19 protein-coding genes and 2 tRNA genes are annotated in these 26,924 nt (G+C 66.1%); 7 read left to right on the forward strand and 14 right to left on the reverse strand.

All coding sequences use genetic code 11. The features are described from left to right. Nucleotides 1–10: 10 nt before the first annotated feature. Nucleotides 11–271 carry a hypothetical protein gene (locus AC3G88_RS11250; RefSeq protein ID WP_101682162.1) on the reverse strand — a complete coding sequence of 87 codons (261 nt, stop codon included), beginning with the start codon at nucleotides 269–271 and terminating at the stop codon, nucleotides 11–13. 380 nt (nucleotides 272–651) lie between these two features. Between AC3G88_RS11250 and AC3G88_RS11255 the strand changes: the two genes are divergently transcribed. After that, a complete protein-coding gene (locus AC3G88_RS11255; protein WP_488772846.1) occupies nucleotides 652–969 on the forward strand; it encodes a hypothetical protein in 318 nt (105 codons plus the stop codon). Nucleotides 970–1,392: 423 nt separating this feature from the next. Continuing rightward, nucleotides 1,393–1,782 (forward strand): hypothetical protein, encoded by a 390-nt coding sequence (locus tag AC3G88_RS11260; protein WP_153948430.1) that lies wholly within the window; start codon nucleotides 1,393–1,395, stop codon nucleotides 1,780–1,782. Between the two features lie 135 nt (nucleotides 1,783–1,917). Here the strand turns inward: AC3G88_RS11260 and AC3G88_RS11265 are convergent, their stop codons facing one another. The 5 genes from AC3G88_RS11265 to AC3G88_RS11285 form a co-directional block, all read right to left on the reverse strand. Continuing rightward, nucleotides 1,918–6,807 (reverse strand): NAD-glutamate dehydrogenase, encoded by a 4,890-nt coding sequence (locus tag AC3G88_RS11265; RefSeq protein ID WP_488893395.1) that lies wholly within the window; start codon nucleotides 6,805–6,807, stop codon nucleotides 1,918–1,920. Nucleotides 6,808–6,957: 150 nt separating this feature from the next. Beyond that, nucleotides 6,958–7,479 (reverse strand): MarR family transcriptional regulator, encoded by a 522-nt coding sequence (locus AC3G88_RS11270; protein WP_488772848.1) that lies wholly within the window; start codon nucleotides 7,477–7,479, stop codon nucleotides 6,958–6,960. 379 nt (nucleotides 7,480–7,858) lie between these two features. Continuing rightward, nucleotides 7,859–8,233 carry a hypothetical protein gene (locus tag AC3G88_RS11275; protein ID WP_066738921.1) on the reverse strand — a complete coding sequence of 125 codons (375 nt, stop codon included), beginning with the start codon at nucleotides 8,231–8,233 and terminating at the stop codon, nucleotides 7,859–7,861. Between the two features lie 177 nt (nucleotides 8,234–8,410). Then, nucleotides 8,411–9,388 (reverse strand): tripartite tricarboxylate transporter substrate binding protein BugE, encoded by a 978-nt coding sequence (locus AC3G88_RS11280; protein ID WP_488772849.1) that lies wholly within the window; start codon nucleotides 9,386–9,388, stop codon nucleotides 8,411–8,413. 270 nt (nucleotides 9,389–9,658) lie between these two features. Further along, nucleotides 9,659–9,734: transfer RNA gene (locus AC3G88_RS11285), tRNA-Lys, on the reverse strand. 125 nt (nucleotides 9,735–9,859) lie between these two features. On the opposite strand from AC3G88_RS11285, the gene AC3G88_RS11290 reads away from it, so the two are divergent. Both AC3G88_RS11290 and AC3G88_RS11295 read left to right on the forward strand, forming a co-directional pair. Beyond that, nucleotides 9,860–10,759, forward strand: coding sequence for a LysR family transcriptional regulator (locus AC3G88_RS11290; RefSeq protein ID WP_488772850.1), 900 nt, complete (start codon nucleotides 9,860–9,862; stop codon nucleotides 10,757–10,759). Nucleotides 10,760–10,877: 118 nt separating this feature from the next. Then, nucleotides 10,878–12,260 (forward strand): 8-oxoguanine deaminase, encoded by a 1,383-nt coding sequence (locus AC3G88_RS11295; protein WP_488772851.1) that lies wholly within the window; start codon nucleotides 10,878–10,880, stop codon nucleotides 12,258–12,260. A gap of 118 nt (nucleotides 12,261–12,378) precedes the next feature. Here AC3G88_RS11295 and AC3G88_RS11300 read toward each other — a convergent pair. Next, a tRNA-Lys gene (locus AC3G88_RS11300) sits at nucleotides 12,379–12,454 on the reverse strand. A 359-nt stretch (nucleotides 12,455–12,813) separates the two neighbouring features. Here AC3G88_RS11300 and AC3G88_RS11305 point away from each other — a divergent pair. Next, nucleotides 12,814–13,077: a DUF1488 family protein gene (locus AC3G88_RS11305; protein ID WP_066738920.1), complete on the forward strand. Its 264-nt coding sequence runs from the start codon at nucleotides 12,814–12,816 to the stop codon at nucleotides 13,075–13,077. Between the two features lie 148 nt (nucleotides 13,078–13,225). Here the strand turns inward: AC3G88_RS11305 and AC3G88_RS11310 are convergent, their stop codons facing one another. The 5 genes from AC3G88_RS11310 to folD all read right to left on the reverse strand — a co-directional run bounded on the left by AC3G88_RS11310 (nucleotide 13,226) and on the right by folD (nucleotide 19,486). Continuing rightward, nucleotides 13,226–15,085, reverse strand: coding sequence for a SulP family inorganic anion transporter (locus AC3G88_RS11310; protein WP_488893396.1), 1,860 nt, complete (start codon nucleotides 15,083–15,085; stop codon nucleotides 13,226–13,228). A gap of 4 nt (nucleotides 15,086–15,089) precedes the next feature. Next, nucleotides 15,090–15,887 carry an exodeoxyribonuclease III gene (gene xth / locus AC3G88_RS11315; protein ID WP_153948436.1) on the reverse strand — a complete coding sequence of 266 codons (798 nt, stop codon included), beginning with the start codon at nucleotides 15,885–15,887 and terminating at the stop codon, nucleotides 15,090–15,092. A gap of 6 nt (nucleotides 15,888–15,893) precedes the next feature. Further along, nucleotides 15,894–16,331: a hypothetical protein gene (locus AC3G88_RS11320; protein ID WP_488772853.1), complete on the reverse strand. Its 438-nt coding sequence runs from the start codon at nucleotides 16,329–16,331 to the stop codon at nucleotides 15,894–15,896. A gap of 30 nt (nucleotides 16,332–16,361) precedes the next feature. Next, nucleotides 16,362–18,464 (reverse strand): M3 family metallopeptidase, encoded by a 2,103-nt coding sequence (locus AC3G88_RS11325; protein ID WP_488772854.1) that lies wholly within the window; start codon nucleotides 18,462–18,464, stop codon nucleotides 16,362–16,364. A 164-nt stretch (nucleotides 18,465–18,628) separates the two neighbouring features. After that, nucleotides 18,629–19,486 carry a bifunctional methylenetetrahydrofolate dehydrogenase/methenyltetrahydrofolate cyclohydrolase FolD gene (gene folD, locus AC3G88_RS11330; RefSeq protein WP_488772855.1) on the reverse strand — a complete coding sequence of 286 codons (858 nt, stop codon included), beginning with the start codon at nucleotides 19,484–19,486 and terminating at the stop codon, nucleotides 18,629–18,631. Nucleotides 19,487–19,640: 154 nt separating this feature from the next. Here folD and AC3G88_RS11335 point away from each other — a divergent pair, with 154 nt between their 5' ends. Next, nucleotides 19,641–20,339, forward strand: a complete 699-nt coding sequence (locus AC3G88_RS11335) for a hypothetical protein (RefSeq protein ID WP_488772856.1) — start codon at nucleotides 19,641–19,643, stop codon at nucleotides 20,337–20,339. A 62-nt stretch (nucleotides 20,340–20,401) separates the two neighbouring features. Here the strand turns inward: AC3G88_RS11335 and AC3G88_RS11340 are convergent, their stop codons facing one another. Both AC3G88_RS11340 and AC3G88_RS11345 read right to left on the reverse strand, forming a co-directional pair. Continuing rightward, nucleotides 20,402–21,034 (reverse strand): response regulator transcription factor, encoded by a 633-nt coding sequence (locus AC3G88_RS11340; protein WP_101682117.1) that lies wholly within the window; start codon nucleotides 21,032–21,034, stop codon nucleotides 20,402–20,404. 141 nt (nucleotides 21,035–21,175) lie between these two features. Then, nucleotides 21,176–23,788: a PAS domain S-box protein gene (locus AC3G88_RS11345; protein WP_488893397.1), complete on the reverse strand. Its 2,613-nt coding sequence runs from the start codon at nucleotides 23,786–23,788 to the stop codon at nucleotides 21,176–21,178. A gap of 433 nt (nucleotides 23,789–24,221) precedes the next feature. Here AC3G88_RS11345 and aceE point away from each other — a divergent pair, with 433 nt between their 5' ends. Further along, complete coding sequence (gene aceE / locus AC3G88_RS11350) at nucleotides 24,222–26,909, forward strand: pyruvate dehydrogenase (acetyl-transferring), homodimeric type (RefSeq protein ID WP_488772858.1); 2,688 nt, start codon at nucleotides 24,222–24,224, stop codon at nucleotides 26,907–26,909. The last annotated feature ends 15 nt before the right edge of the window (nucleotides 26,910–26,924 follow it).

The raw sequence follows: 26,924 nt of genomic DNA on the forward strand, positions 1-26,924 counted from the left end.
GCCCGGCCACCTATAGCAGCGCGAAGCGGGCGGCCTGCGGCCCCACCACCGCCGGCCGGCTGACCGGGTACCGATGATGGTCGCCGCCGGCCTCGAACGACAGGTAGTCGGGCGTCCAGCGCAGGCCGCGCAGGAAACGGGTTTCCAGGCCATCGACAACAATGGCGCCGCCCTGCACGGTGACGCTGTCACAAGGCAGGCGCAGCAACTCGGCGTCGTCGCCGAAGTAATGGGCTTCCAGCAGGATCGAAGCGGCTTGGTAGGCGGGCATGATGGTCGTCGGTGCGGCGAATCGAATACTGTATAAACATACAGTAGTATAGCGGCCTTGCTGCCCGGCTGCACGTGCCTGATTCTCAATTTTCGCGGCCGATCTCGGATTCAGAAAAGTCTTGCTTCGGCGACACCGCATTGCGCCGGGGCACATCCACGGCCGCGATCCTGCCCCATCGCCAGATTGGTATAACCTGCAATGCAGGAACCTCCGATCTTCCGGCGTCTCTCGACATCGGAGAAACGTCTCGAAGCGGGAGGCTGCGGATGTTGGAAAGGGAAAGCAGGACGTGCTGGTTTGCTGCGGGATTGCTGACGGGGGCCATCACGGCGGGCATATGTGCATGGCTGGGCGTTCAGCGCGCGCGGCACGACAGGTTGCCAGGCGGAACGCCGGGCCCGGCCGATGCCGGTGATGCCGAAGCGCCGGCCGGAGCCGCTGCCGGGCCGGTACCTTCGGTGGCCGCCTCGCACCAGACCGACGGTGGGTCCGACATGTTCGAGTACCGTGGGTTTGTCGTGCATCTGTTCTGGCAGGCCCTGGCGCCGGAGCGTTATCGCGCGTGGTGCGATATCTGGGAGGCCGGGGCCGTGGTGCAGGAAGCGGGCGGTCCGCCGGCCACGTTCCTGACCGCGGCCGAAGCGCGGCTGGCTGCCGGGGCATGGGCACGCCACTGGGTGCAGAACAATGGCTAGGCCAGTCACGCCATCCCGCCGACGTGGGGCGTGAATCATGCGGATGCGCGGTGTGACGCGCGATGGCTGCGTGATACGATGACTCGCTTCATTTGGAGTTCATGATGTTTGTCTGCCAGAACCAGCCTTGCGGCGCACAGTGGTCGCCCGACGAGGTGGAGATCCGGAACGAAGGGCAGGGCCCGCTGTTTCGCTGCCCGCTATGTGGCGCGCGCAATCACCTGGAGGCCCGCAGAGGGCCGGACGGCGCGCCAGGATACCGCCAGGTTCCTCGCGCTCCCGCCGCCGCCGCGCCGGAGCGTCTGTCCAGGCCGGCGCCTCACCGTGGAAAACGGCACTGATTGCGCCGCGCAAGAGGGGGGCCTTCCATCGCGATAGCGATGCCTCCTCAAGGCGGCGCGGTCTCGTACCGTTAAGACACCCATGGACATTAGCGATATCTCTCACGATGCCGCCTCCAATGCCGAAATCATTGGATGGTCGGGTGCATCCCCACAGGTCATTGCCAGAGTGCTGAACACCGCGCTGGCCGCGCAGGATCTCTCGGGCTTTGCCGCGCTGCTGTCTGACATCGCACGAGACCGCGGCCTCAAGGGGGCGCGCGGCACGCATCAGTCGATCTACGACATGCCGTATGCGAGCCTGCTGCCGCGCCAGAAGCATATGCTGGCCGATGCGTTCGACCTGTTCCTGCGCCTGGGGCTTGAATTCCGTGCGCGTGGCGACGGGGCGGACGACGATCTGACCGATGATGGCGACGACGCGCCGCCGCTGCGGGACATGGACGACGACGACGTGATCGACGACGACTGAAGCCGCCGCACCGGACCCTTCCCTTCATACGACGGTTCATACGACCGTTCATACGACTGTTTGACCACCCCATCTTCCGGCCCGCCAAGCGCGGGCCGTTTCCATTTGCGGTGCGGGTCAACGCGTGCGCCCGCGTCAGGCACGTTCCAGCAGGCCGATCTCCCTGACCGCCACCGACAGCATCGACAGTGCCGCCGCGCCCGACACACCCGACGCGCGCTGGTCGGTCAGCATCTGCGCGTAGCGGTCCAGCGCCACCTGGCGGCTGGCCCGCCAGCTATGGATCATTGCCGCCGCATCGTCGCTGTCCCGGGCCTGCGCCAGCACGCTGGTGGTCAGCGCGCGCTTGAGCCGGCCCAGGTCTTCCAGCGTAGTGGTGCGCGCGAGCAGGTCCCAGTGCGTATCGGCCGGCAGCGACAGCGCGCGTTCGCGCAGCCAGCCGAAGTTGAGTTCGGTGTCGAGCGCGAAGTAGACCGCCGCCACCGCGCCCAGGCTGCGTTGGCAGGCCCCGGCCACTTCGGCAATGTCCAGTGCGGCGGCAGCGTTGTCGCTGGCCGCCACGCGCAGGGCCAGGTCGTCGTCGACACCCGCCTCGGTCAGCGACAGGGCCGCATCGGCCATGGCCTGCGACGTCTCGGGCGGCAGCAGCACGGCCAGTTGCGGCGTCAGCCACTGCGCGGCCTCCACGAAACGGGTTGCCCCCGGCTCGACGGTGCCACCGCCCCGCAGGTAGCGCACGAACCATAGCGTCGCGCGTTCCAGCAGCCGGCCCAGCGCGCCGAACATGCGCGCCTGGATGGCATCGTCCACGCGGTTGTCCAGGGCGTCGATGCGTTGCCACAGCCCGGTCAGCCCGAATACGTCGCGCGCCAGCAGGCAGGCGCGCACGATGTCGGCGGGCCGGGCGTCGGTTTCTTCCATCAGCCGATGGACGAAGGTGGCGCCGATGCGGTTCACCAGCATGTTGGTCAGGTGCGTGGCCAGGATCTCGCGCCGCAGCGGGTGTCGCTGCATGGCCGCCGCATGCTGCTGTTGCAGCGGCTTCGGGAAGTAGTCGATCAGCAGGCCCGCCACCAGTGGGTCTTCGGGCAGGTCGGACACCAGCAGTTCGTCGTAGAGCCACATCTTGCTGTAGGCCAGCAGCACCGCGCGCTCGGGCGATGTCAGGCCCTGGCCCAGCGACTTGCGTTCGGCGATGTCGGTGTCGGACGGCAGGAATTCCAGCGGACGGTTGAGGCGGCCCGCGCGCTCCAGCCATCGGATCAACCGGCCCTCGGCATCGACCAGCACCGGCGCCTCGCGCCCCGCCACCGACAGCGCCTGGGTCTGGTAGTAGTTGTCCTCCAGCACCAGCCGGCCCACCTCGTCGGTCATCTCGGCCAGCAGCTTGTTGCGCTGCTTGCCGGTCATCTCGCCATCGGCCACCACCAGGCCGAGCAGGATCTTGATGTTGACCTCGTGGTCGGAGCAATCGACGCCGGCCGAGTTGTCGATGGCATCGGTATTGATGCGGCCGCCATTGCGCGCGAATTCGATGCGGCCCAGTTGCGTGAAGCCCAGGTTGCCGCCTTCGCCCACCACCTTGCAGCGCAGCTCGTTGCCGTTCACGCGGATCGCGTCGTTGGACCGGTCGCCGGCCTGCAGGTGCGTCTCGGTGCTGGCCTTGACGTAGGTGCCGATGCCGCCGTTGTAGAGCAGGTCCACCGGCGCGGTCAGGATCGCGTGCATCAGTTCGTTCGGCGACAGCGCCGACGCCTGGATGCCCAGCGCGGCCTGCACCTGCGGCGACAGCGCGATCGTCTTGGCCGTGCGCGGGAACACGCCGCCGCCGGCCGATATCAGCGCCGTGTCGTAGTCGGCCCAGCTGGAGCGGGGCAGGTCGAACAGGCGCTGGCGCTCGGCCAGGGCCTTCGCGCAATCGGGGTCCGGGTCCAGGAAGATATGCCGATGGTCGAACGCGGCCAGCAGCTTGATATGGGGCGACAGCAGCATGCCATTGCCGAACACGTCGCCGGACATATCGCCCACGCCCACCACGGTGAACGGCGTGCTCTGGATATCGACGCCCATTTCGCGGAAGTGCCGCTTGACGCTTTCCCACGCGCCGCGTGCCGTGATGCCCATCTTCTTGTGGTCATAGCCCACCGAGCCGCCCGACGCGAAGGCGTCGTCGAGCCAGAAGCCGTATTCGGCCGAAATGGCGTTGGCATAGTCCGAGAACGTGGCTGTGCCCTTGTCGGCCGCCACCACCAGGTAGGGGTCGTTCTCGTCGTGGCGCACCACGTCGGGCGGCGGCACCGGCTGGCCCGATACCAGGTTGTCGGTCAGGTCCAGCAGGCCGCGCAGGAAGGTCTGGTAGCAGGCCACGCCTTCGGCCAGGAAGGCATCGCGATCGGTGGCCGGCGGCGGGCGCTTGACCACGAAGCCGCCCTTGGAGCCCACCGGCACGATCACGGTGTTCTTGACCATCTGGGCCTTCATCAGGCCCAGCACCTCGGTACGGAAGTCCTCGCGGCGGTCCGACCAGCGCAGGCCGCCGCGTGCCACCCGCCCGCCGCGCAGGTGCACGCCTTCGACGCGCGGCGAGTAGACCCAGATCTCGAACATCGGGCGCGGCTCGGGCAGGCCCTGCACCAGCGCCGGATTGAACTTGAACGACACGTACGGGCGCGGCTGCCCGTCCGTACCGCGATGGAAATAGTTGGTGCGCACCGTGGCGTCGATCAGGTTCAGGAACAGCCGCAGGATGCGGTCCTCGTCCAGGTTGGGCACCTGGTCGAGCGCGGCATCGATGTCGGCCAGCCACTTGCGGGTGCGCGGGTCGTCGGTCTTTTCGGCATGATCGGGGGCGGGCGCGGCCGCCGTGGCCGGGTCGAAGCGCGCCAGGAACAGCGACACCAGCATCGACGCGATGTTGGGATTGGCCGTCAGCGCCCGTTCGATATACGCATTGCTGAACGTGGAGCCCACCTGGCGCAGGTACTTGGTGTAGGCGCGCAGGATGGTCACGTCGCGCGCGGCCAGGCCCGCGCGCAGCACCAGCCGGTTGAAGTCGTCGTTCTCGATCTCGCCATTCCAGGCGCGCGCGAAGGCATCCTCGAACAGCGGCTTGATCTTCTCGATATCGATGTCCAGCGGCTTGCCGTCGGGGTCGGCCACGATTTCGAGCCCGAAGTCGTGAATCCACACCGGCTCGCAGCCGTCGGGCTCGATCAGGTAGGGGCGCTCTTCGTCCACGCGCACGCCCAGGTGTTCCAGCATCGGCAGGCTCAGCGACAGCGCGATGGGTTCGCCGGCGCGGTACACCTTGAAGCGGAACACGCCCGATGGCGCCTCGATCGGCCGGTACAGGTTCATCGCGAGCTTGCTGGGATGCTGGCGCGCGTGTTCCATCAGCTCGATATCGCGCACGGCGGTGCGGGCGGCGTAGTCTTCACGAAAGCCGGCCGGGAACGAGTCGCCGTAGCGGCGCAGCAGCCGGTTGCCCTGTTCCTCGCCGCGGCTGTCGTGCAGCGCCTGCGCCAGGTCGTCCTGCCAGCGGCGCGTGGCCTGCACGATCTTTTCTTCCAGCTCGCGCGTGTCCACCTCGGGCATCGTGCCCGGTTGGCCGCGTACCGTCAGCTGGATGCGCGCCAGCGGCGATTCCGACAGCTGCGGCGTGAACTCGCAACTGGTGCCGTTGAACGACTGCACCAGCAGCTTCTGGATGCGCTGGCGCAGGTCGGTGTTGTACTTGTCGCGCGGCACGAAAACCAGGCACGAGATAAAGCGGTCGAAGCGGTCGCGCCGCACGAACAGCCGCGTACGCTGGTGTTCCTGCAGGCGCAGGATGCCCAGCGTGATGTCGAACAGTTCGTCCTCGTCGGCCTGGAACAGTTCGTCGCGCGGATACTGCTCCAGGATCGTCACCAGCGACTTGTACAGGTGGCCCTTGGTCAGGAAGCCGGCCCGCTGCAGGATATTGGCGCACTTGCGGCGCACCAGCGGAATCTCGCTGGTACTGACCATGTAGGCCGTGGACGTATACAGGCCCACGTAGCGGCGCTCGCCGAACAGGTTGCCATGGGCGTCGAGCAGCTTCACGCCCACGTAGTCGAGATAACCGGGCCGATGCACGGTGGATCGCGAGTTGGCCTTGGTGATGAAGATCGGCGATGCGCCTTCGATGATGGCACGTGCGGCGGGCGGCAGGGGGGTGACATCGTCCGTGCCCGGGTCGCGCAGCGCCTCGCGCAGGATGCCCGCGCCCGAGCCCGCCACACCGCGCAGGAAGTACTGGCCGTCACGCGACACCAGTTCATAGTCGCGCTGGCCCAGGAACGTGAAATGGTCGTCGAGCATCCATTCCAGGAACGCCCGCGCCTCGGTCGACTCCGGCGTGCCCGCATCGGCCGCGTGGGCCATGCCGGCCACGGTTTCCTGGGCGATCTGGCGCATGCGCGGCCAGTCTTCCACGGCCGCGCGCACATCGCCAAGCGCGGCGCCGATGCCCACGCGCAGTGCGTCGAGCCGGGTGGCCTCGCCGGTTCGGTCCACTTCGAAATGGATGAACGATTCGAGCCGGCAACGATCGGTGCTGGCTTCGGTGCCGCCCAGGCCGATGCTCTCGATCGCGCCGCGTGCGTCGCGGCAGACGCGGAATACCGGGTGGATGGCCGAATGCAGGGTCAGGCCGTGACGGTTGATCTCCATCGTCACGGAGTCCACCAGGAACGGCATGTCGTCGTTCACGATCTCGATGATCGTATGGTCGGAATGCCAGCCGTGTTCTTCCAGGTTGGGGTTGTACACGCGCAGTCGCGCGGCACCCGGGACGAACTTCTGGGCTGTCTGCCAGTGCGCCATCACGGCGCCGTACAGATCCGCCACGTCGCGCGCCAGCAGGTCTTCGGCATCGGCCAGGTCGTAGTAATGCCGGAACAATGGCTCGACGATGGCAAACGTGGCCGCGGGCAGGCGTTCACGCGCGAATGCAACCAGGTCATCGAGCAGTTGCGCAACCTTTTCTTCGTTCTCGGGGGGCATGGCCTCTCCTCGCTGTTCTCGGTGGTGTGCCGGTGCATGCTCACACTGTAGGAAAGATTTACGAGGCCGGGGCGACAAAACGACGACGCCCCGCAGGGCGGGGCGTCAGGATCGTGGCCGGCGGGCGCAGGGCCGAAGCCCCGGCACGGGTCAGGCGGCCAGCGCGTGTTGTGCGGCGCGGCTGGCGTGCTCGGCGACCACCAGCGATAACTCGGCGGTGTTGCGGGCGGTCTGGCGGCTGTGGCGTTCGGCGTGATGGTCCAGCGTGGCGGTCATGCGATGCAGCAGACTGGTCAACGCGGTGCGTTCCGCCGGCGCCAGATGCGAGATCGAGACCGAATGCAGCGCACGCACGGCCAGCGCCGCGCGCTCCAGGCGCGGACAGGCTTCGAATGCGATCTGCGGCGTGCCGTCGCTGGGGAACTCCAGCCAGCCATCGGCATGGAGTTCGCGCAACAGCCGCTCGGTCTGGGGCACGTCGAGGAAGATCGCGCCCTGGCACGGTTGGCCGCGGGTAAATTCGCCGGCGCGGATGGCGCGCAGCAGCAGCCATTTCGGATAGGACAGCCCGGAGACACTTAGCGTCTGTTCCAGGGCGCTTTGCCATGCGGTGACGGCGTCGACAAGCGAGAGCACGACAGGCTCGTGAACTTCGAGTGCTTTGGGCTGCATTTGCTCAGGTCTCCCATAACAGGGTTTTCTTGCCGCCTGGACACTTCTTGGGCCGGTGCTTGGCCGGCCCGGACGGCTGGCGCCTGCCTCTCGTTCGGGCCGGTCGCTCTTCATTGAAAATCGGTAGGGAGGAACACTATCAGCAATGTTGGGACATTTGCGTGACAGCTCGGGTATGTCCTAGTCAGTCTTTTGGCTGAGCCCTGGCTGAGGCGGCTTCGTTGTCGCTTGACGCTGCAGGGCAGACCGGGGTCTGACGTCTGATGAGCAGGCAGGGACGTGCCATCCTGTGCAAATGAAAAAGCCCCTGCGCGAGTGGCAGGGGCCTCGAGGCGGTGGCAGCGGGTTGTCCGCTCGCCGCCGATCATCTTGCTGGAGGTTACTGCTTCTTGGCGCCGTCGGTGTACGGATCGGCCTTGCCGGACTTTGCGCCGTCCAGGTACGGATCGGGCTTGCCGCTCTTCGCGCCGTCCAGGTACGGGTCCGGCTTGCCGGACTTGGCGCCGTCGGTGTACGGGTCAGCCTTCTTGTTCGGGGCCAGGTCGGCGCGCGTCGATTTCTTGGCGCCATCGGTGTACGGATCGAACTTGCCGGACTTGGCCGGATTCTGGTTCGGATTTGCCTTGTTCTTGGTGTGGCTGCCGCTGTAGAGATCGCCGCCATCCGTGTAGTTCTTCTGGGCGTGGGCCAGCTGCACGGCGCCCAGGGCAGTCAGGGCGGCAACGATCAGCGTCGGTACGGTCTTCTTCAGCATCATTATCCTCTCGAGTGAGGGCCGGTCGGTGCGGCCGGCCAAAAACAGAAATTTGTAGAAAATGCCTGTATCGATAATCACACTGTACCGCTATTTGTGACGGCCTGCCGCCAGAGTCGTAGTAACAACGCTCGGGCGACGGGCACGTCACGTGACTGTCAAGCCTTCATCCCGCTGTCATTCGAGCGTGATGTTCTGGTCGGTCGCAATCTTCTTGCGCAGTTCCAGTTCGCGCTTGATCTGCGCGGCATATTGCTGCTGCGTATTGCCGTCAGGGTAGGCGCCGGCGTCGTGCAGGCGCTTCTTCACGTTCGGGTCCTGCAGTGCCTTGACCGCGGCATCGTGCACCTTGGTCAGGATCGCGGCCGGCGTGCCTGCCGGTGCCACCAGGCCGTACCAGGCCATGTTGTTCATGTCCTTCATGCCTTCCTCGGCGAAGGTCGGCACGTTGGGCAGGCCTTCCACGCGCTTGGGCGCGGCCACGGCCAGCGCACGCAGCTTGTCGCTCTGGATGAACGGCATCGACGACGGCAGGTTGTCGAACTGAGCATTCACCTGGCCGGCCAGCGTGTCGTTCAGTGCCGGGCCCGATCCACGATAGGGGATGTGGACCATGTCGGTCTTGGTGATGTACTTGAACAGTTCGCCGTCCAGATGCGAGATGCTGCCCTTGCCGGCCGACGCATAGCTGTACTTGCCGGGGTTGGACTTGAGCAGGGCGACGAATTCCTTGAGGTTCTTCGCCGGCACCTTGGGGTTCACCGTCAGCACGTTCGGCACGTTCACGAGGTTCGTGATCGGTGCGAAATCCTTGATCGGATCGTAGGGGTTCTTGGCGTTCGTGGCCGGGTTGGTGGCCATCGTGCTGACGGTGGCAATGCCCAGCGTGTAGCCGTCCGGTGCGGACTTGGCCAGCGCGTCGGCACCAATCGCACCGCCGCCGCCGCCACGGTTCTCCACCACCACCGGCTGACCCAGTTCGCGGCCCAGCGCGTCGGAAACGGCGCGGCCAACGATATCGGTGGTGCCGCCTGCCGCGAACGGCACGATCAGGCGAATCGGCTTGGTCGGATACGACTGCGCGTGTGCGGCGGTTGCGACCAGACCCAATGCGGCGAGGGCGCCCGCAGCGCCCACTTTCAGAACAGCTTTCAAGAGATGCCTCCCAACATATTGCTTGTATTGCCCGGGTACGGACTCGGGTTCCGCAATACGGAACTGCGTTCCGTGATATGCGGCGAAGAGCATTCAACCGCGAAAGGCGAGGCGTGGGATATAGGGAGGAACCCGTGGAGGTCAGACCTCTTGGGGGCCGTACGGGAGCGGACGTGCGCGGTTCTGGCCGGGAAGCGGCGGGCCGGCAAAGTGTGGGCCAGGAATGCAAAAAGCCCGAAGCGGACAGCTTCGGGCTTTTCTGGAATTCGCTGGTGGGGCGTGAGTGACTCGAACACTCGACCTACGGATTAAGAGTCCGCTGCTCTACCAACTGAGCTAACGCCCCAACGAAGAAAAAGATTGTAGCAAGGGGGTTTGTATCGCGCAAGCCCCTTTCAACAGTTTTTTGAAGAAATTGCTGCGCCGTACAATGCGCAGATTCCCGAGCCGACCCTTTTCCGTCCTTCGCCCATGCATGCACGCGTTCTCCGCTATCTCGACGAGGTTGTTCGCCGTGGTTCGATCCGGCGCGCGGCGGAAACCCTGCACGTGGCGCCCACGGCGATCAATCGCCAGATCCTTGAACTCGAAGCCGAGCTTGGTGCGCCGCTGTTCGACCGCATCCACAAGCGACTGCACCTGACGCCGCTGGGTGAGGCCGTGCTGGCGCATGTCCGGCAGACGCTGCGCGAACACGAGGCGCTGCAGGCGCGCGTGGCGGAGATCAAGGGCGCGCGGCGCGGCATGGTGACCGTTGCCACCACATCGGGGCTGGCCGGCGCGTTGATGCCGTCGCTGGTGCATGACTTCCGGCAGCATCAGCCGGGCATCGTCGTGCGCGTGGCCGACCTGCCGGTCAGCGGCATCGTCACGGCGGTGGAGCAGGGCGATGCCGACCTGGGGCTTGGTTACGACCTGCCGGAAGTGGCGGCGTTTCGCGTGGTGGCCAGTCGCGACTGGTCGATCGGCGCCGTGGTGGCGCCCGGCCATCCGCTGGCAGCCCAGACTTCGGCCACGCTGGCCGAATGCGCCGGGTACCCGCTGATCCTGCCGGCGCCGTCGCTGTCCATCCGCGCGCTGGTCGACGATGCCTTTGCCCGCCAGTCGATCGAGTTGATGCCGGTGGTGGAATCCACCTCGGTGGTGCTGATCCAGCGCCTGGTGGCGACGGGCGCCGGGGTGGCGCTGCTGAATCCGCTCGATGTGATGGAGGAGCGGGCGCGCGGCGCGGTGGTGTTCGTGCCGCTGCGCGACAACGGCCTGCAGCGCCAGACGCTGCGGCTCGTGGCGCGCGGCCGCAGTCCGCTGTCGCCCGCTGCGGGCTTGATGGCCGACGCCATGGCCGAGACGCTGGCAGGCCTGTTCCGATAATCCGCCAGATAGCCGTCTGTCCACAAATTGTGGACACCCCGCGCGAAATTCTGCGCTTGGGGTGGCGTGCCGGCGATGCGTAGACTCCGGGCATTGCCAATCCGGATACACGACTGCCATGACCCTGATCCTCCAGCACGCCGACGTACTGGTCACCATGGACGCCCAGCGCCGCGAGATCGCCGACGGCGCCCTGGTGGCCAACGGCCCCGCCATCGAATGGGTGGGCGCCACCGCGGATCTGCCCGAGACCTATCGCCGCATGATCGACGACGGCAGTGCCGAAGTGGTGAACATGCGCGGCCATGTGGTGATGCCCGGCCTGGTCAACACGCACCATCACATGTACCAGAGCCTGACGCGCGCCGTGCCGGCGGCGCAGGACGCCGAGCTGTTTGGCTGGCTCACCAACCTGTACATGATCTGGTCGCACCTGACACCCGAGATGATCCGCGTGTCGACGCAGACGGCGATGGCCGAGCTGATGCTGTCAGGTTGCACGACCACCAGCGACCACCTGTACCTGTATCCGAACGGCGCGAAGCTCGACGATTCGATCGACGCGGCGCGGCAGATCGGCATGCGCTTTCACGCGGCGCGCGGCTCGATGAGCGTGGGCCGCAGCCAGGGCGGCCTGCCGCCTGACGTGGTGGTCGAGCGCGAGGCCGACATCCTGCGCGACAGCCAGCGGCTGGTGGAGCAGTACCACGATGCCTCGCGCCACGCGATGCTGCGCGTGGTGCTGGCGCCGTGCTCGCCGTTTTCGGTGTCGCGCGACCTGATGCGCGAATCGGCGACGATGGCGCGCCACTATGGCGTGTCGCTGCACACGCACCTGGCCGAGAACGACAACGATATCGCCTACTCGCGCGAGAAGTTCGGCATGACGCCGGCGCAATACGCCGAGGACCTGGGCTGGGTGGGGCACGATGTCTGGCACGCGCACTGCGTGAAACTCGATGACGAGGGCGTGGCGCTGTTTGCGCGCACCGGCACGGGCGTGGCGCATTGCCCGTGCTCGAACATGCGGCTGGCGTCGGGCATCGCGCCCATTCGGCGCATGCGCGATGCGGGCGTGCCGGTGGGGCTGGGGGTCGATGGCAGCGCGTCGAACGACGGCGCGCACATGCTGGGCGAGGCGCGCCAGGCCATGCTGCTGCAGCGCGTGGGGTTCGGCCCCGCCGCGATGAGTGCGCGCGAGGCGCTGGAGATTGCCACGCTCGGCGGTGCCCGGGTGCTGAATCGCGACGATATCGGCGCGCTCGTGCCGGGCATGTCGGCCGACATCGTGTCGTTCGACATGTCCGCCGTAGGCTTTGCCGGCGGTGGCCATGACCCGGTGGCGGCGCTGGTGTTCTGTACGCCGGCCAATGTGTCGACCAGCATCATCAACGGCCGCGTGGTCGTGCGCGACGGCCAGTTGCGCACGGTAGACCTGCCAGGCGTGCTGTCCGACCATCGCCGGCTGGCGCGCGTCCTGTTCGAGAGTGCCAGGGTCTGATGCGGCAGGGGTGGGCGCTTTGATGAGCGGTTCGGCTTTGCGTGGCGGTATCGCCAGAAAGCGCATCGCCAGAAAGCAAAAGGCCGGAAGCATTGCTGCTTCCGGCCTTTCTTGTGTCTGGTGGGGCGTGAGTGACTCGAACACTCGACCTACGGATTAAGAGTCCGCTGCTCTACCAACTGAGCTAACGCCCCGACGAAGACCGAGATTCTAGCAGCATTTTCAGCTTTGTCAAACGCTAAATGCGTGCCGGGAATAAATCGGTCCGGCGGCCCCCAAGCATGCGCGCTGCAAGCTGCCGCGTGACCGGACCGATCGGCTGACCGATCGGCTGCCCGGTCGGCACATCACACTGACACACACGCATGGCACGCTGCGCGGTTGCGGTGGCGGCGTCACGAGGCGAAACATTCGACAAGTGACGGAACTTGCCGTACCCGCCGCCGGTCATTGGGACGAATCCTATTCTGCTGATGGCGTGCAGGGGATCGAAGACGATTTCCGCAAAGCCATGTTAGGATTCTTTTCCACTTGCATATGGAGGGCTGTGATGATGGAAATCAAATTCCAGGAGCAAGACCGCTACGACATCAACAACGAGGGTTTGCTGTTCCACGCGCTTGTCGATGGTGAGCAAGTGACATGCGTGGTAACACGCGAAGCACTCTGGGAAGGCTTCAGCGCCGATCAGGTGCTGTCGCTGGAAGAGGCGTTCCGCGCCGGTCGTGACACGATCGAACGCGCGGCCGTGGTACTGATCGAGCAGGGTGTCCCCCAGCCGGTCGTGGTCAAGCGGGCACACGTGGCGCCGGTCTGAAAGCCGGCCGACGGTAGCAACCCTCCGCCCGCCGGCTTCGGCCCTGCTTCACCGCAGGCCGGCCGGCGCGCCAGACGCCAGAAGGTTCAGGGCGCCTTTCGAGAAGTTCTCAGCAGTTTTTTCAAAGTCTGGTTGTCTGCATTGCCATTCAGGCAGGATCCGCCGTGTCCAGTGTTTCGCCATGCCGTGGCGCGGCCTGAACGGTGGTGTCCTGTTCCTGCGGGCTTGCCGGGCCGCCGGGCCGCTGTGCGCATTCCTCGAAGATGCGCGCCTGGCATTGCGCGCAGATTTCGGGCGATAGCCGCGCGATGATCGTGTGAAGTGCCTGCCGCTTGGTCGGGAAGATATGGTCGCTGCCCAGCTTGGCGGTGAATCCGGTCTGCTTCCACGTTTCCAGCACCTGCGTACGTGGGCGATGGAAGTAGAGGTCGCCACCGGCCGCGCGCCGTTCGCTCAGTTCGGCTTCCCACATCTCCGCGCCAGCCAGGTCGATGAAGTTCATGCTCTTCGTCATCGCCAGCAGATGCTTCTGGTCGGCATCGACGGTACGCAGCCAGTGCAGGCGATCGGTCACGTATTGCACCGCGCCGAAGTAGATCGCGCCTTCCATGCGCAGCAGCTTCAGCTGCGGGCATTCGGGCTGCGGGCGTCGCAGTTCGTCCAGCGGCGTGAAGCGCCGGCCCGGGTCGTCGGCGTCAGGCACCAGGCTGCGGACGGCGGGGCGCGATGTGCGATAGAGATAGGCCACCAGCGACAGCACCGTACCTAGCAATACGGCCATTTCCAGCCGGATCACCAGCGTGGCGGCGAACGTGCCCACCGCGATGGCGAATTCCGTCCGCGAAAGCTGCGCGATGCGGCGCATCCGCTGGAAATCGAACAGGCCCCAGGCCACCAGCATCAGCATGGCCGCGATGGCGGCCAGCGGAATCTGGGCCAGCAGCGGGGCGCTGACGGTGACCAGCACCACGAGCAGCAGGGCCGAAAATACGCTGGCCAGCGGCGTTTGGGCCCCGGCCTCGAAGTTCGGCATCGAACGGTTCAGCGAACCGCACGAGATATAGCCCGAAAACAGCCCGCCAGCGATGTTCGACAGACCCTGGCCAATGAATTCGCGGTTGGCGTCGATGTGCTGCCCCGACCGCAGCGCCACGGCCTTGGCGATCGAGATCGACTGCCCCAGCGCCACAATGGTCAGCGCCGCGGCGATGCCGAGCAGGTCGGGCACCGTGCGCCAGTTGATGTCGGGCACATGGAACGGTGGAATGGCCGACGGAATCGGTCCCACCACGTTCACCTGCCGGGCGCCACCCCAGCCGCTATGGTTCAGCATCATCGCCACGCTGTAGCCGGCCAGCAGGCCCAGCAGCATGAACGGCAGCCGCCGCGACACCCGCTTGAGGGCGATGGTGACCACCAGCGTCACCGCGCCGACGATCAGCGCGCTGCCATTGACGGTGTCGAGGTTCTCGAACAGAAAACGCACCACGCCGAACGCGCTGGTGCCCGTGGGCACTGCCAGGCCGAACAGGTCCTTGAGCGCGTAAAGGCCGATCAGCGTGGCCGCACCGCAGGTGAAGCCGAGCAATACCGACGGCGAGATGAAGTTGGCCAGCGAGCCCAGCCGCAGCGCCCCGACCGCCAGTTGCAGCAGGCCCACCAGTATCGTCACGGCAAGGGCCAGCGCAATATAGGCCGGGCTGCCCGCGAATGCGACCGGGCTGAGCATGGCGAACAGCGCCAGCGAATTGGCATTGGTCGGCCCGGACATCACATGCCAGCTCGACCCGAACAGCGCGGCCACGATGCACGGAATCACGGCCGTGTAGATGCCGTATTGCGGCGGCAGCCCGGCCAGCGTGGCAAAGGCCACGCCCTGCGGCAGAACCAGGACCGCGCCGAGCAGGCCGGCGATGACGTCCGCGCGCAGCGTCAGCGGGGTGACGCGTCGCAGCCAGGGGAACCACCGTTGCAGAGGCGGGGTGTTGGCGCGGGCGGTGGCGCTCATTGGCTCAGTCGAGCTTGAGCGAGGCCACGACCGGCGTGTGGTCCGACGGCTGGTCCCAGCGGCGCGGTTCCTTGTCGATCAGGCAGGTCGTGCAGTGCGGCGCCAGGCCGGGCGACAGCAGGATGTGGTCGATGCGCAGGCCCGCGTTGCGGCGGAAGCCCATCATGCGGTAGTCCCACCACGAGAACATCTTGTCGGGCTGCTCGAACATGCGGAACGAATCGACCAGGCCCATCGCGATCAGCGCCTTGAACGCATCGCGTTCCTGCGGGGATACCAGGTTCTGGCCTTCCCACTTGGCCGGGTCGTGCACGTCGCGGTCTTCCGGGGCGATATTGAAATCGCCCAGCAGCGCCAGCTTCGGATACTTGATCATTTCGGCGCGCAGCCAGTCGGTCATGGCGCGCAGCCAGTCGAGCTTGTAGACGAACTTGTCAGAATCCAGCGCCTGGCCGTTCGGGAAGTACGCGCTGATCAGCCGCACGTCGCCGTAGGTGCCGGCCACCACGCGCTGCTGGGCGTCCTCATAGCCGGGGATGTTGCGCACCACGTCGGTCGGCGCCGGCATGGCGCCGTCGCGCGCCACGATCGCCACGCCGTTGTACGTCTTCTGGCCCGTGAAGATGCTGTGGAAGCCGGCGGCCTCCAGTTCGGCCAGCGGATATTTGTCGTCGGGCAGCTTCAGTTCCTGCAGGCACAGCGCGTCGATCGGGGTGCCCGCGGCGTCCTGCGCGGCCAGCCATTGCAGCACCTGGGGCAGGCGGACCTTCAGGGAATTGACGTTCCAGCTGGCGATTCTCATATGTCGTTATTCTTCGGGGTTGGCACTTTCGCCAAAAAGGTTGCGGCTGCCGCCCAGCAGATCGCGCTGATCGAGGATTTCGAACGCGATGTCGGGATGGGTTTCCATGCTGCGCCGGATGGCGGCGGGAATCGCCTGCCGGGTCTTGCGGCACAGGCCGGGCTGGTCGGCCAGTTCGATGCGGAAGCCGCGCGTGGTGCGCACCACGTTGTCACTGGGCGTGATCGTGATCGTGATGCCCAGCAGCGCGTGCATCCGTTCCTGCATGCGGTTCAGCTCGGCCAGCGTGGCGATGTTCTCTAGTCGTTCTACGAGTTTCTTTTCTTCCTGCTGCGTGAGTTGCAGGATGCGCCGGTCGGCGTGCGGGTTTTCCAGCAGCGCCTCGCGGTTGCAGACGCAGGCGCCCGGCGGACATTCCTTGCGGATCGGGAAAGGCATGTCCATGAGCCGGGGCGCCTGGCCGGGGTGACGCGATCAGGCTGCCGCCGCCGTTTCGGCCATGCCGCCGTGCCGCAGCAGCGCGTCGATCTGCGGGGTGCGGCCGCGGAAGGCGACGAACGATTCCATGGCCGGCCGGCTGCCGCCCACCGACAGGATCTCCTGCCGGTAACGCTCGCCGGTTGCCGCATCCAGCACGCTGCCCGACAGCCTGGCGGCTTCCTCGAACGCCGCATACACGTCGGCCGAGAGCACTTCGGCCCACTTGTAGCTGTAGTAGCCGGCCGCGTAGCCGCCCGCGAAGATATGGCTGAACGTGTTCGGCCAGCGCGACAGCGGCGACTGCGGCACCACGTGCTTCGCGTCGTTGATCTGGCGCGACAGTTCCAGCACCGACACGGGGCCCTGCGGGTCGTAGTCGGTATGCAGGTGCATGTCGAACGACGAGAACACGATCTGGCGCAGCGTCATCATGCCGTTCTGGAAGTTCTTCGCCGCCAGCATGCGGTCGAACAGCGCGCGGGGCAGCGGGGCGCCGGTATCCACGTGGGCCGTCATCGTCGACAGCACCTCGTATTCCCAGCAGAAGTTCTCCATGAACTGCGACGGCAGTTCCACGGCATCCCATTCCACGCCGTTGATGCCCGAGACGCCCAGGTCGCCCACCTGCGTGAGCATATGGTGCAGGCCGTGGCCGAACTCGTGGAACAGCGTGATGACCTCGTCATGCGTGAACTGTGCCGGCTTGCCGCCCACCGGCGCCGTGAAGTTGCAGGTCAGGTAGGCCACCGGCGTCTGCACGGTGCCGTTGTCGCGCTCCTTGCGGCCGCGGGCGTCGTCCATCCAGGCGCCGCCGCGCTTGCCTTCGCGCGCGTAGAGGTCGATGTAGAACTGGGCCAGCAGCGCGCCCTGCGGCGACACCACGCGGAAGAAGCGCACATCCTTGTGCCAGGTCTGGGCGTTGTCCGGCTCGATCTTCACCGAGAACAGCTTTTCGACCACGCCGAACAGGCCTTTGAGCACCTGCGGCTCCTGGAAGTACTGCTTGACCTCGTCGTCGGAGAAAGCATAGCGCTTCTGGCGCAGCTTTTCCGACGCATAGGCCACGTCCCACGGCTCGATGGTGTCCAGGCCCAGTTCGGCGGCTGCGAATTCGCGCAGTTCCTTCCAGTCGGCTTCGGCGAAGCGGCGCGCGCGGACGGCCAGTTCGTCCAGGAACTTCAGCACGTCGGCCGGCGTTTCGGCCATTTTCGGCACCAGCGAGACTTCGCCGTAGTTGTTGTAGCCGAGCATCTGCGCCTCTTCCCGGCGCAGCGTCAGCTGCTCGCGCATGTTCGCCGTGTTGTCCCAGTCGGGCTGGCCGTTGTTGTACTGCGGGCCCAGTTCCGAGGCGCGCGTGACGCTGGCCTGGTACATGGTCTGGCGCAGCGCGCGGTCATCGGCGTACTGGAGCACCGGGAAGTACGACGGGAAGTGCAGCGTGAATTTCCAGCCGGCCTTGCCGTCCTTTTCGGCGGCCAGCCGTGCGGCTTCCTGCGCGTCGGCCGGGATGCCGGCCAGGCGCTTCTCGTCATCGATGTAGAGCGCATAGGCGTTCGTCGCGTCGAGCACATGATCGGAAAACGCCTTCGACAGCTGGGCCTGCTGCTCCTGGATCTCGGCAAAACGCGGCTTCTTGTCCTCGGGCAGCTCGGCGCCGCCCAGGCGGAAGCCGCGCAGCTCGTTTTCGAGCAGTTGCTTGCGGGCCGGCGACAGGCCGGCGAATTCCGGGCCGGCCGCCACGGCCTTGTATTTCTCGTACAGGGCCAGGCTCTGGCCCAGCGACGACCAGAATTCGGTCATGCGCGGCAGGTTGTCTGCGTGAGCCTTGCGCAACTCGGGCGTATCGGCCACGGCGCTCAGGTGGCCCACCACGCCCCAGGCACGGCCCAGCGGTTCGGTGGCGGCTTCCAGTGCCTCGACGGCGGTCTTCCAGGAAGCCGGCGTCTCCGGGGCTTCGGCACGGGCGACGGCGGCCTGCGCCTGCGCCAGCAGCACGTCCAGCGCGGGGCTGATGTGCTCGGGGCGGATTTCGGCAAAGCGCGGCAGGTCGGTGAAGTCCAGCAGCGGATTGGCGGCGCGGTCGGTGGTATCAGTCATGACAATTCCCGGTTGGCGTGCCGCCGTCGAAAAGGCCATGCGGGCATGGCGGCACGATTACCCCTGCAAGATGAGGCCTTTGAGGCCAAATATCCAGTACGACTTAGCTATCAGGATGATTGAGGCGCGGCGGGCGCGCCATCGGGACCCATCCGGATCCTGTCTCAGGCCAGGCCGGCCCGGCGCTCGGCCGCTTCGAGCGTGTTGATCAGCAGCATCGTGATCGTCATCGGCCCGACGCCACCCGGCACCGGCGTGATATGGCCGGCTACCTCGCGCACGCCGGCAAAGTCCACATCGCCGCACAGCTTGCCGGCATCGTCGCGGTTCATGCCCACGTCGATGACCACGGCGCCGGGCTTGACCATGTTGGCGGTAATGATGTTGCGGCGGCCCACGGCGGCCACGATGACGTCGGCGTCACGGGTGTGGGCGGCCAGGTCGCGCGTCTTGCTGTTGCAGATCGTCACGGTTGCGCCAGCCTGCAGCAGCAGCATCGCCATCGGCTTGCCCACGATGTTCGAGGCGCCCACCACCACGGCACGGGCGCCGCGCAGCGGGTACTGGATCGATTCCAGCATCTTCATGCAGCCGTACGGGGTGCAGGGGCGGAACAGCGGGGCGCCGGTCATCAGCGCGCCGGCATTGGCCACGTGAAAGCCGTCCACGTCCTTCTCGGGGGCGATGGCTTCGAGCACCTTGTGGCTGTCGATATGCCTGGGCAGCGGCAGCTGCACCAGGATGCCGTGGATCTTCGGGTCGTTGTTCAGCGCGTCGATGCGGGCCAGCAGGTCGGCTTCGGACAGGTCGGCCGGATAGCGGTCCAGGGACGAGTAGAAACCGTTGTCCTCGCAGGCCTTGACCTTGTTGCGCACATAGACCTGGCTGGCGGGATCCTCGCCCACCAGCACCACGGCGAGCCCGGGCTGGTGACCGGCGGCGGTCAGGCGGGCAGCGCGCTGGGCGGCTTCGGCACGGATTTGTTTGGCAAGGGCGTTACCGTCGATCAATTGGGCGGACATGGGCGTACGTGACTGGAAAGGCTGGGAGGAAGGGCCGCGCGCCGCGCGGAAGGGCCGGCGCGCGCAAAACCCGGATTATAAAGGCTTGGCACGATTCGGCGCCGCCTTGACCGCATGCAAGCGGAGACAAGCTGGCGACTGCTAGCATCCGCCGATGGACATCGACGAATCTTCAATTCCGGAACTGCTGGCGACCTGGCCGCTGCCGACCCTGGCCGTGGCGGTGCTGGCCTGGGCGATCTCGCAACGGCCGTGGCTGGTGCTGCGCCGCGAGCCGATCCAGCATGCCTGGCTGGGCACGCTGGTGTTCCTGGCGCTGCTCTGGACGGCGCGCGCGACGCTGGGCGGTGGGGTCGTGATCCAACTGATGGGCGCGACCCTGGCCGTGACGATGTTCGGCCTGCCGATGGCGCTGGTGACGCTGGCTATCGCCAACGTGATCTCGCTGATCGGGCTTGCCTACCTGGCCGGGCAGGCGTGGCAGGACATCCACTGGATTTCGCTGGCGCCGCGCTTTATCTGGATGGCTGCGGTGCCCGGGCTGGTCACGGCCGGCCTGCAGGCCACCTTGCGGCACTGGCTGCCCCGGCACCTGTTCATCTTCATCCTGGGCCACGGCTATTTTGCCGCGCTGGTGGCGGCCATCGTGGCGGGGGTGCTGCGGCTGGCGTGGCTCATGCTGGTCGGGCAGGCGGGCGAGGCCGGGCTGACCGTGGGCGACTGGCTGACCGGCGTGGTGATCATCGCCTTCGGCGAGGCCTTCCTGACCGGCATGCTGGTGGCCATCTTCGTCATCTACCGCCCACAATGGGTGGTGACGTTCGCCGACGCCGAATATCTGGACGGAAAGTAGGGGGCGCCGGGCTGGGCCGTGGCGATGCACGGGCAGCCGGCGCGTCGGGGAATGCAGCCCGGTCAGCTGTTGCGCGACAGTGCCAGGCGCAGCAGGTCGGCCACCGTGTTGACGTTGAGCTTTTCCATGATGTTGGCGCGGTGCGCCTCCACGGTCTTGATGGAAATCCCCAGGTCGTCGGCGATCTGCTTGTTCAGGCGGCCGGCCACGATGCGTTCCAGCACCTGCTGCTCGCGCGTGGTCAGCTTGGACAGCAGATCCTTGGCGGCGCGCTGCTCGCGGGCGGCGGAATGGTCGGTGCGGGCCTTCTGCAGCATCCGTTCCACCAGCGCGCGCAGTTCGGACTCGTCGAACGGCTTTTCGATGAAATCGATCGCGCCGCGCTTCATGGTCGACACCGCCATCGGCACGTCGCCATGGCCGGTGATGAAGACGATGGGGATGTCGATGTTCTCGGCGATCATGCGTTCCTGCAGTTCCGGACCGCTCATGCCGGGCATGCGCACGTCCAGGATCAGGCAGGCCACCGAACTGGTGTCGTAGGCGGACAGGAACTGCTCGGCGCTGTTGAAGCTGCGCACCTGGTAGCCGTTGCCCTCTAGCAGCCAGGTCAGCGAGTCGCGCATCGCTTCATCGTCGTCGACGATGAAGACGGTCTCGCCACGATGCGGCGTTGGGCTGGGCGTTGCGGTCATGAAGTCTCCTGGGGCAAAGTCGTTTGCAACGAAGTGTAACTGCATGCGGCGGCGCGCAACACCCCCAGGCAAATCGTCCGGACGGCCTCCCGATGCCCCGCGGCAGAGGGTCGTCCGGCATGCCCGGGGGCGCTCCGGAGCTTATTGCTCGGGTAGCGCGGGCTGCAGCGGCAAGGTGATTTTAAACGTACAACCGATGCCGTCCACATTGTTTTCCACCCAGAGACGGCCCTGGTGGGATTCAATGATCGACCGGCAGATGTTCAGGCCCATGCCCATGCCGTCCGATTTGGTGCTGAAGAACGGCTCGAACAGGCGCTCCTTGGTGGCTTCGTCCACGCCCGGGCCCTGGTCGATCACGTCGATGCAGACCGATTGGCCGAACTCGACGTTTTCGATCCGCGCGTGGAGCCGGACCACGCCGGCCGCGCGCATTGCCGGCAGGCCGGCCATGGCTTCCACGGCGTTCTTGAGCAGGTTGACCAGCACCTGCTCGATCAGCACCGGGTCCACATACAGCATCGTCGGCGGGGCGGGCAGGCGCGTCAGGATGGTCACGCGGCGCCGCGTGGCTTCCAGGTCCGCCAGGCCCACGGCGTCGGCCACGATGTCGTGCAGGGCGGCCTCGCGCCGCTGGGGCTGGCTGCGCTTCACGAAGCCGCGGATGCGGCTGATGATGGTGCCGGCCCGCACGGCCTGCGCCGACGTCTTTTCCAGCACCGGGATCAGGTCTTCCGGCGTGCTGCGGCCCGAATGCAGGCGCGCCACGGCGCCCATGCAGTAGTTATTGATGGCGGCCAGCGGCTGGTTCAGCTCGTGCGCCAGCGACGACGCCATCTCGCCCATGGTGGTCAGGCGGCTGGTGAACTGCAGGCGTTCTTCGTGCTGGCGCGCCATTTCCTCGGCGGCCTTGCGGACCGTGATGTCGGTGGCGATCTGCATCTGCGCCAGGTGGCCGTCCACCCACTGGATATAGCGGCGGCGCACTTCGAACCATTTCTGCATGTCCGGTACGAACACTTCCCGGGCGTCGGACGCGTACGGCATCAGCTCCGAGGCGGGCAGGCCGGCGTACGCGTCGACGAAGTCGGTGTTGTCACTCGACATCTGTTCCTTGTCGAAGTCGTCGCCGGCCAGTTTCAGGTGCCCCTCTGCCTCCCAGCCGAACAGCTGGCGGTAATAGCGGTTGGCGAACAGCAGTTCGGCCTTGTCGGTGGCCAGCACCGACACCGCGGCGTCCAGGCTTTCCAGCACCGTCGTGAAGCGGTCGTGCGCGGCGGCCAGTTCCTCGCGGGCGCGCTTGGGCTCGGTGATGTCCGTCATCGAGCTCATCCAGCCCGTATGACGGCCGCGGCTGTCCACCAGCGGCGACACGTACATCCGCGCGAAGAAGCTGCTGCCGTCGCGGCGCATCACGCGCATTTCGTAGCCGGTGGCCGGCGACTTGCCCTGCAGCGTCAGGTCGATCTGCTTCTGCATTTCCTGCTGGTCGTTGGGTGGCCAGTAGGGGAAGGGCGGGATGCGGCCCACCAGTTCGGGCTCGGTCCAGCCGGTCATGCGGCAGAACGCCGGATTCACGTAGGTGATGCGGCCATTCAGGTCAAGCGCCCGCAGTCCGATCAGCATCGAGTTTTCCATCGCGCGCCGGAACGATGTCTCGGCCAGCAGCGCGCGCTGCGCCTCGGAGCGCCGGCTGGTGTGCCGCCACATGCTCCACAGGCTCCAGAGCAGGAAGCATGACAGCCCCACCACCAGCCACAGCAGCATGTTGTTGGGCAGGTTCGATGGCGGCGGATAGGCGTCGGCGCGCAGCGATAGCGAATGGCCCGGCGGGTCGAGCAGCACCTCGTAGGACAGCGCATTGCCTGGCACCGGCCGCACCGACGTGCTGGCGCGCGTCTGGTTGTTCTTGTCGATCAGCGAAAAGCGGTACCGCTCGGTCAGCTCGGGCGGCAGCAGGTGGGTCAGGATGCCGTTGATCGAATAGAGCGCCCCGAGCGTGCCCAGGAACTCGTTGTCGCGCACGATCGGCACTTCCATCAGCATGAAGCTGTCGCCGCGGTCGTTGGTCAGCGGGCGGGAATAGACCACGCGCTGGGTCTCCCGCGCGGCGTCGAAGGTGTCCAGCACCTCGGGTTCCAGCGGCTGGTCGACAGTTTCACGTAGCCGTCCAGCGAATTCGGACGTCGACGGCAGCGACCAGCGGCCCCGCTTGGTGGCGTCGAGCCAGTTGATGAAGACGATTTCGGGGTTTTCGCGCAGGATTTCCTGGGCGGCGGTGCGGTAGGCGCCCTGGTCCAGCTGCGCGGCGGCGATGTCGCGCGCCAGCGAGGCCATCTGGTCCTGGTTGCTCAGCAGGGATAGCCGCACACGCTGCTGGGCCCAGGCGGCGTCGCGGTACAGCGAGTCGCGTTGCTGCTGGCGCTCGGTCTCGTGCAGCGACCACAGGATGACGCCCATCGCCACGGTGAACAGCACGATGGCCACCAGCGGAATGAACATGAACCAGCTGGTCGCCACCAGATTGCGCCAGCGCATGATCCACAGGCGGCGCGGCGGTGCGGCCAGCGGCTCCATGACGTCGGCGTGATCGGCGTGTTCGGGGTGTTCGGCGTGACCGCCATGCGGGTCGCCATGGCCCCCGCGCGCCACGCCGGGCGCAACGCCCTGGGCGGAATCGCTGACGGTACCGGCGGAATTCGGTGGCAGGATGGCCGTTCGCAGGCCAGAGAGGATTCGGTCGAAGAACTGCATAGGGGATTGACGGTCAGCCAACCAGTGTATCGGCTTTATTGCGGTGCGTCGCTTGGGGAAAGCGCCTATCCGGCACAGGCAGATTCGCAAATCCGCCAGGCCGTTTGACGGCGCCGGCATGCGGTTTCTGGTGCACTGCCGCAATATTTCACATTATAAGAAATGACTTCGTAATCTGAAAATTTAGCTTGTCAGTCGTTGCTGTGCTTCCATAGAATCGCTTCGACCGAACAATGCGGGCGGAGCCATGTGCTTGAGCCGATGAGGATCCGGGCGACGCGACCCGATGCGAAAGATCCCGGTCCTGGCCAGTGAACCGATGCCAGGGCCATGCGGCAAGGGCTCCGCTGCGACGTCAACACCGTCAGACCGGCCAACCGAGATCCGCCATACCGGGCGGGCGCCGGGGCAGGAATTTACCCAGGAGACAGTCATGTCCGCTGTACCAGAGCAGATCCTCGGCGCCAGCAGCGCCAACGACGCAGATCCCCAGGAAACGCATGAATGGCTTGACGCCCTGCAGGGCGTCCTGAACGCGGAAGGCTCCGACCGCGCCGCCTTCCTGATCGACAAGCAGATCGAATACGCACGCGTGAACGGCGTGACGCAGCCGTTCCACGCCGAAACGCCGTATATCAACACCATTCCGGTGGAGCAGCAGGCACGCATTCCGGGCGACCAGGACATCGAGCACCGCATCCGCTCGTACACGCGCTGGAACGCGATGGCCATGGTGCTGCGCGCCAACAAGAACACCAACGTCGGCGGCCATATCTCGTCGTTCGCCTCGGCGGCCACGCTCTATGACGTGGGCTACAACCACTTCTGGCGCGCCCCGTCGGAACAGAGCGGCGGCGACCTGGTCTTCGTGCAGGGCCACTCGGCTCCGGGCGTGTACTCGCGCGCCTTCCTGCTGGGCCGCCTGACGGTCGAACAGCTCGACAACTTCCGCCAGGAAGTGGACGGCAAGGGCATCTCGTCGTACCCGCACCCGTGGCTGATGCCGGATTTCTGGCAGTTCCCGACCGTGTCGATGGGCCTCGGCCCGATCATGGCCATCTACCAGGCCCGCTTCATGAAGTACCTGGGCAGCCGTGGCCTGGTGAACACCGAAGGCCGCAAGGTCTGGGCCTTCCTGGGCGACGGCGAGACCGACGAGCCGGAGTCGCTGGGCGCGATCGGCATGGCCGGCCGTGAAAAGCTGGACAACCTGGTCTTCGTGATCAACTGCAACCTGCAACGCCTGGACGGCCCGGTGCGCGGCAACGGCAAGATCATCCAGGAACTGGAATCGGAATTCCGCGGTTCGGGCTGGAACGTGATCAAGGTGGTGTGGGGCAGCCGCTGGGACCAGCTGCTGCAGCGCGACACCAAGGGCCTGCTGATGAAGCGCATGATGGACTGCGTGGATGGCGAGTACCAGACGTTCAAGGCCAAGGACGGCGCGTACGTGCGCGAGCACTTCTTCAACACGCCGGAACTGAAGGCCATGGTGGCCGACTGGTCCGACGACGACATCTGGCGCCTGAACCGTGGCGGCCATGATCCGCACAAGGTGTACGCGGCCTACAAGGCGGCCAGCGAGCACAAGGGCCAGCCGACGCTGATCCTGGCCAAGACCATCAAGGGCTATGGCATGGGCGATGCCGGCCAGGCCATGAACGTGGCCCACCAGCAGAAGAAGATGCCGGTGGACGCCATCCGCGCGTTCCGCGACCAGTTCAACATCCCGGTGCCGGACGACAAGCTGGAGGAAGTCCCGTACCTGACCTTCGAGGAAGGCTCGAAGGAACTGGAATACATGCGCCAGGCGCGCATGAACCTGGGCGGCTATCTGCCGGCCCGCCGCCAGAAGGCCGACGCGCTGAAGGTGCCCGAACTGTCGGCGTTCGACGCGCTGCTGAAGGCCACCGGCGAAGGCCGCGAAGTGTCCACCACGATGGCCTTCGTACGGATCCTGAACACGCTGCTCAAGGACAAGCAGATCGGCAAGCACGTGGTGCCCATCGTGCCGGACGAATCGCGCACGTTCGGCATGGAAGGCCTGTTCCGCCAGGTAGGGATCTGGAACCAGGAAGGCCAGAAGTACGTGCCGGAAGACCATGACCAGCTGATGTTCTACAAGGAATCGCAGACTGGCCAGGTGCTGCAGGAAGGCATCAACGAAGCCGGCGCCATGTGCGACTGGATCGCCGCCGCCACGTCGTATTCGACGCACGGCGTGCAGATGATCCCGTTCTACATCTACTACTCGATGTTCGGAATCCAGCGTATCGGCGACCTGTGCTGGGCCGCGGCCGACATGCGCTCGCGCGGTTTCCTGCTGGGCGGCACGTCGGGCCGGACCACGCTGAACGGCGAAGGCCTGCAGCACGAGGACGGCCACTCGCACGTGTTCCATGCCGTGATCCCGAACTGCATCTCGTACGACCCGACGTTCCAGTACGAACTGGCCGTGATCATGCAGGACGGCCTGCGTCGCATGTATGCCGAACAGGAAGACGTGTATTACTACCTGACGGTGATGAACGAGAACTACGAACATCCGGAAATGCCGGCTGGCGTGGAAAAGGACATCGTCAAGGGCATGTATCAGTTCCGCAAGGGCGTGGAAAACAGCAATGCGCCGCGCGTGCAGCTGCTGGGTTCGGGCACGATCTTCCGCGAGGTGATCGCCGCCGCCGACATGCTCAAGAAGGACTGGGGCGTGGAATCGGACATCTGGAGCTGCCCGAGCTTCACCGAACTGGCCCGCGAAGGCCAGGCCGTGGAGCGCCACAACCTGCTGCATCCGACGGAAGCGCCGCGCGAGTCGTTCGTGGCCCAGAAGCTGAAGGGCGTGCGTGGCCCGGTCATCGCATCGACCGACTACATCCGCGCGTTCGCCGAGCAGATCCGTCCGTTCGTGCCGCGCCGCTACGTGGTGCTGGGCACCGACGGCTTCGGCCGCTCGGATACCCGCGAGAAGCTGCGTCACTTCTTCGAAGTGGACCGCAACTGGGTGACGGTGGCCGCGCTGAAGGCGCTGGCTGACGAAGGTGCGATCGGTCACGAAAAGGTGGCGGAAGCCATCAAGAAGTACAACCTCGACCCGAACAAGCCGAACCCGATGTCGGTCTGATTCCCCGGACTTGCA

This window comes from Cupriavidus sp. 86D6 (assembly GCF_057815095.1).

Excerpts from the sequence above, each read along its gene's own strand:
- AC3G88_RS11265 (WP_488893395.1), bottom strand. The coding sequence starts at position 6,807 with ATGCCCCCCGAGAACGAAGAAAAGGTTGCGCAACTGCTCGATGACCTG.
- AC3G88_RS11260 (WP_153948430.1), top strand. The coding sequence starts at position 1,393 with ATGGACATTAGCGATATCTCTCACGATGCCGCCTCCAATGCCGAAATC.
- AC3G88_RS11295 (WP_488772851.1), top strand. The coding sequence starts at position 10,878 with ATGACCCTGATCCTCCAGCACGCCGACGTACTGGTCACCATGGACGCC.
- AC3G88_RS11270 (WP_488772848.1), bottom strand. The coding sequence starts at position 7,479 with ATGCAGCCCAAAGCACTCGAAGTTCACGAGCCTGTCGTGCTCTCGCTT.
- folD (WP_488772855.1), bottom strand. The coding sequence starts at position 19,486 with ATGTCCGCCCAATTGATCGACGGTAACGCCCTTGCCAAACAAATCCGT.
- AC3G88_RS11335 (WP_488772856.1), top strand. The coding sequence starts at position 19,641 with ATGGACATCGACGAATCTTCAATTCCGGAACTGCTGGCGACCTGGCCG.
- AC3G88_RS11250 (WP_101682162.1), bottom strand. The coding sequence starts at position 271 with ATGCCCGCCTACCAAGCCGCTTCGATCCTGCTGGAAGCCCATTACTTC.
- AC3G88_RS11310 (WP_488893396.1), bottom strand. The coding sequence starts at position 15,085 with ATGAGCGCCACCGCCCGCGCCAACACCCCGCCTCTGCAACGGTGGTTC.
- AC3G88_RS11290 (WP_488772850.1), top strand. The coding sequence starts at position 9,860 with ATGCATGCACGCGTTCTCCGCTATCTCGACGAGGTTGTTCGCCGTGGT.
- AC3G88_RS11275 (WP_066738921.1), bottom strand. The coding sequence starts at position 8,233 with ATGCTGAAGAAGACCGTACCGACGCTGATCGTTGCCGCCCTGACTGCC.
- aceE (WP_488772858.1), top strand. The coding sequence starts at position 24,222 with ATGTCCGCTGTACCAGAGCAGATCCTCGGCGCCAGCAGCGCCAACGAC.
- AC3G88_RS11320 (WP_488772853.1), bottom strand. The coding sequence starts at position 16,331 with ATGGACATGCCTTTCCCGATCCGCAAGGAATGTCCGCCGGGCGCCTGC.
- xth (WP_153948436.1), bottom strand. The coding sequence starts at position 15,887 with ATGAGAATCGCCAGCTGGAACGTCAATTCCCTGAAGGTCCGCCTGCCC.
- AC3G88_RS11345 (WP_488893397.1), bottom strand. The coding sequence starts at position 23,788 with ATGCAGTTCTTCGACCGAATCCTCTCTGGCCTGCGAACGGCCATCCTG.
- AC3G88_RS11340 (WP_101682117.1), bottom strand. The coding sequence starts at position 21,034 with ATGACCGCAACGCCCAGCCCAACGCCGCATCGTGGCGAGACCGTCTTC.
- AC3G88_RS11305 (WP_066738920.1), top strand. The coding sequence starts at position 12,814 with ATGGAAATCAAATTCCAGGAGCAAGACCGCTACGACATCAACAACGAG.
- AC3G88_RS11325 (WP_488772854.1), bottom strand. The coding sequence starts at position 18,464 with ATGACTGATACCACCGACCGCGCCGCCAATCCGCTGCTGGACTTCACC.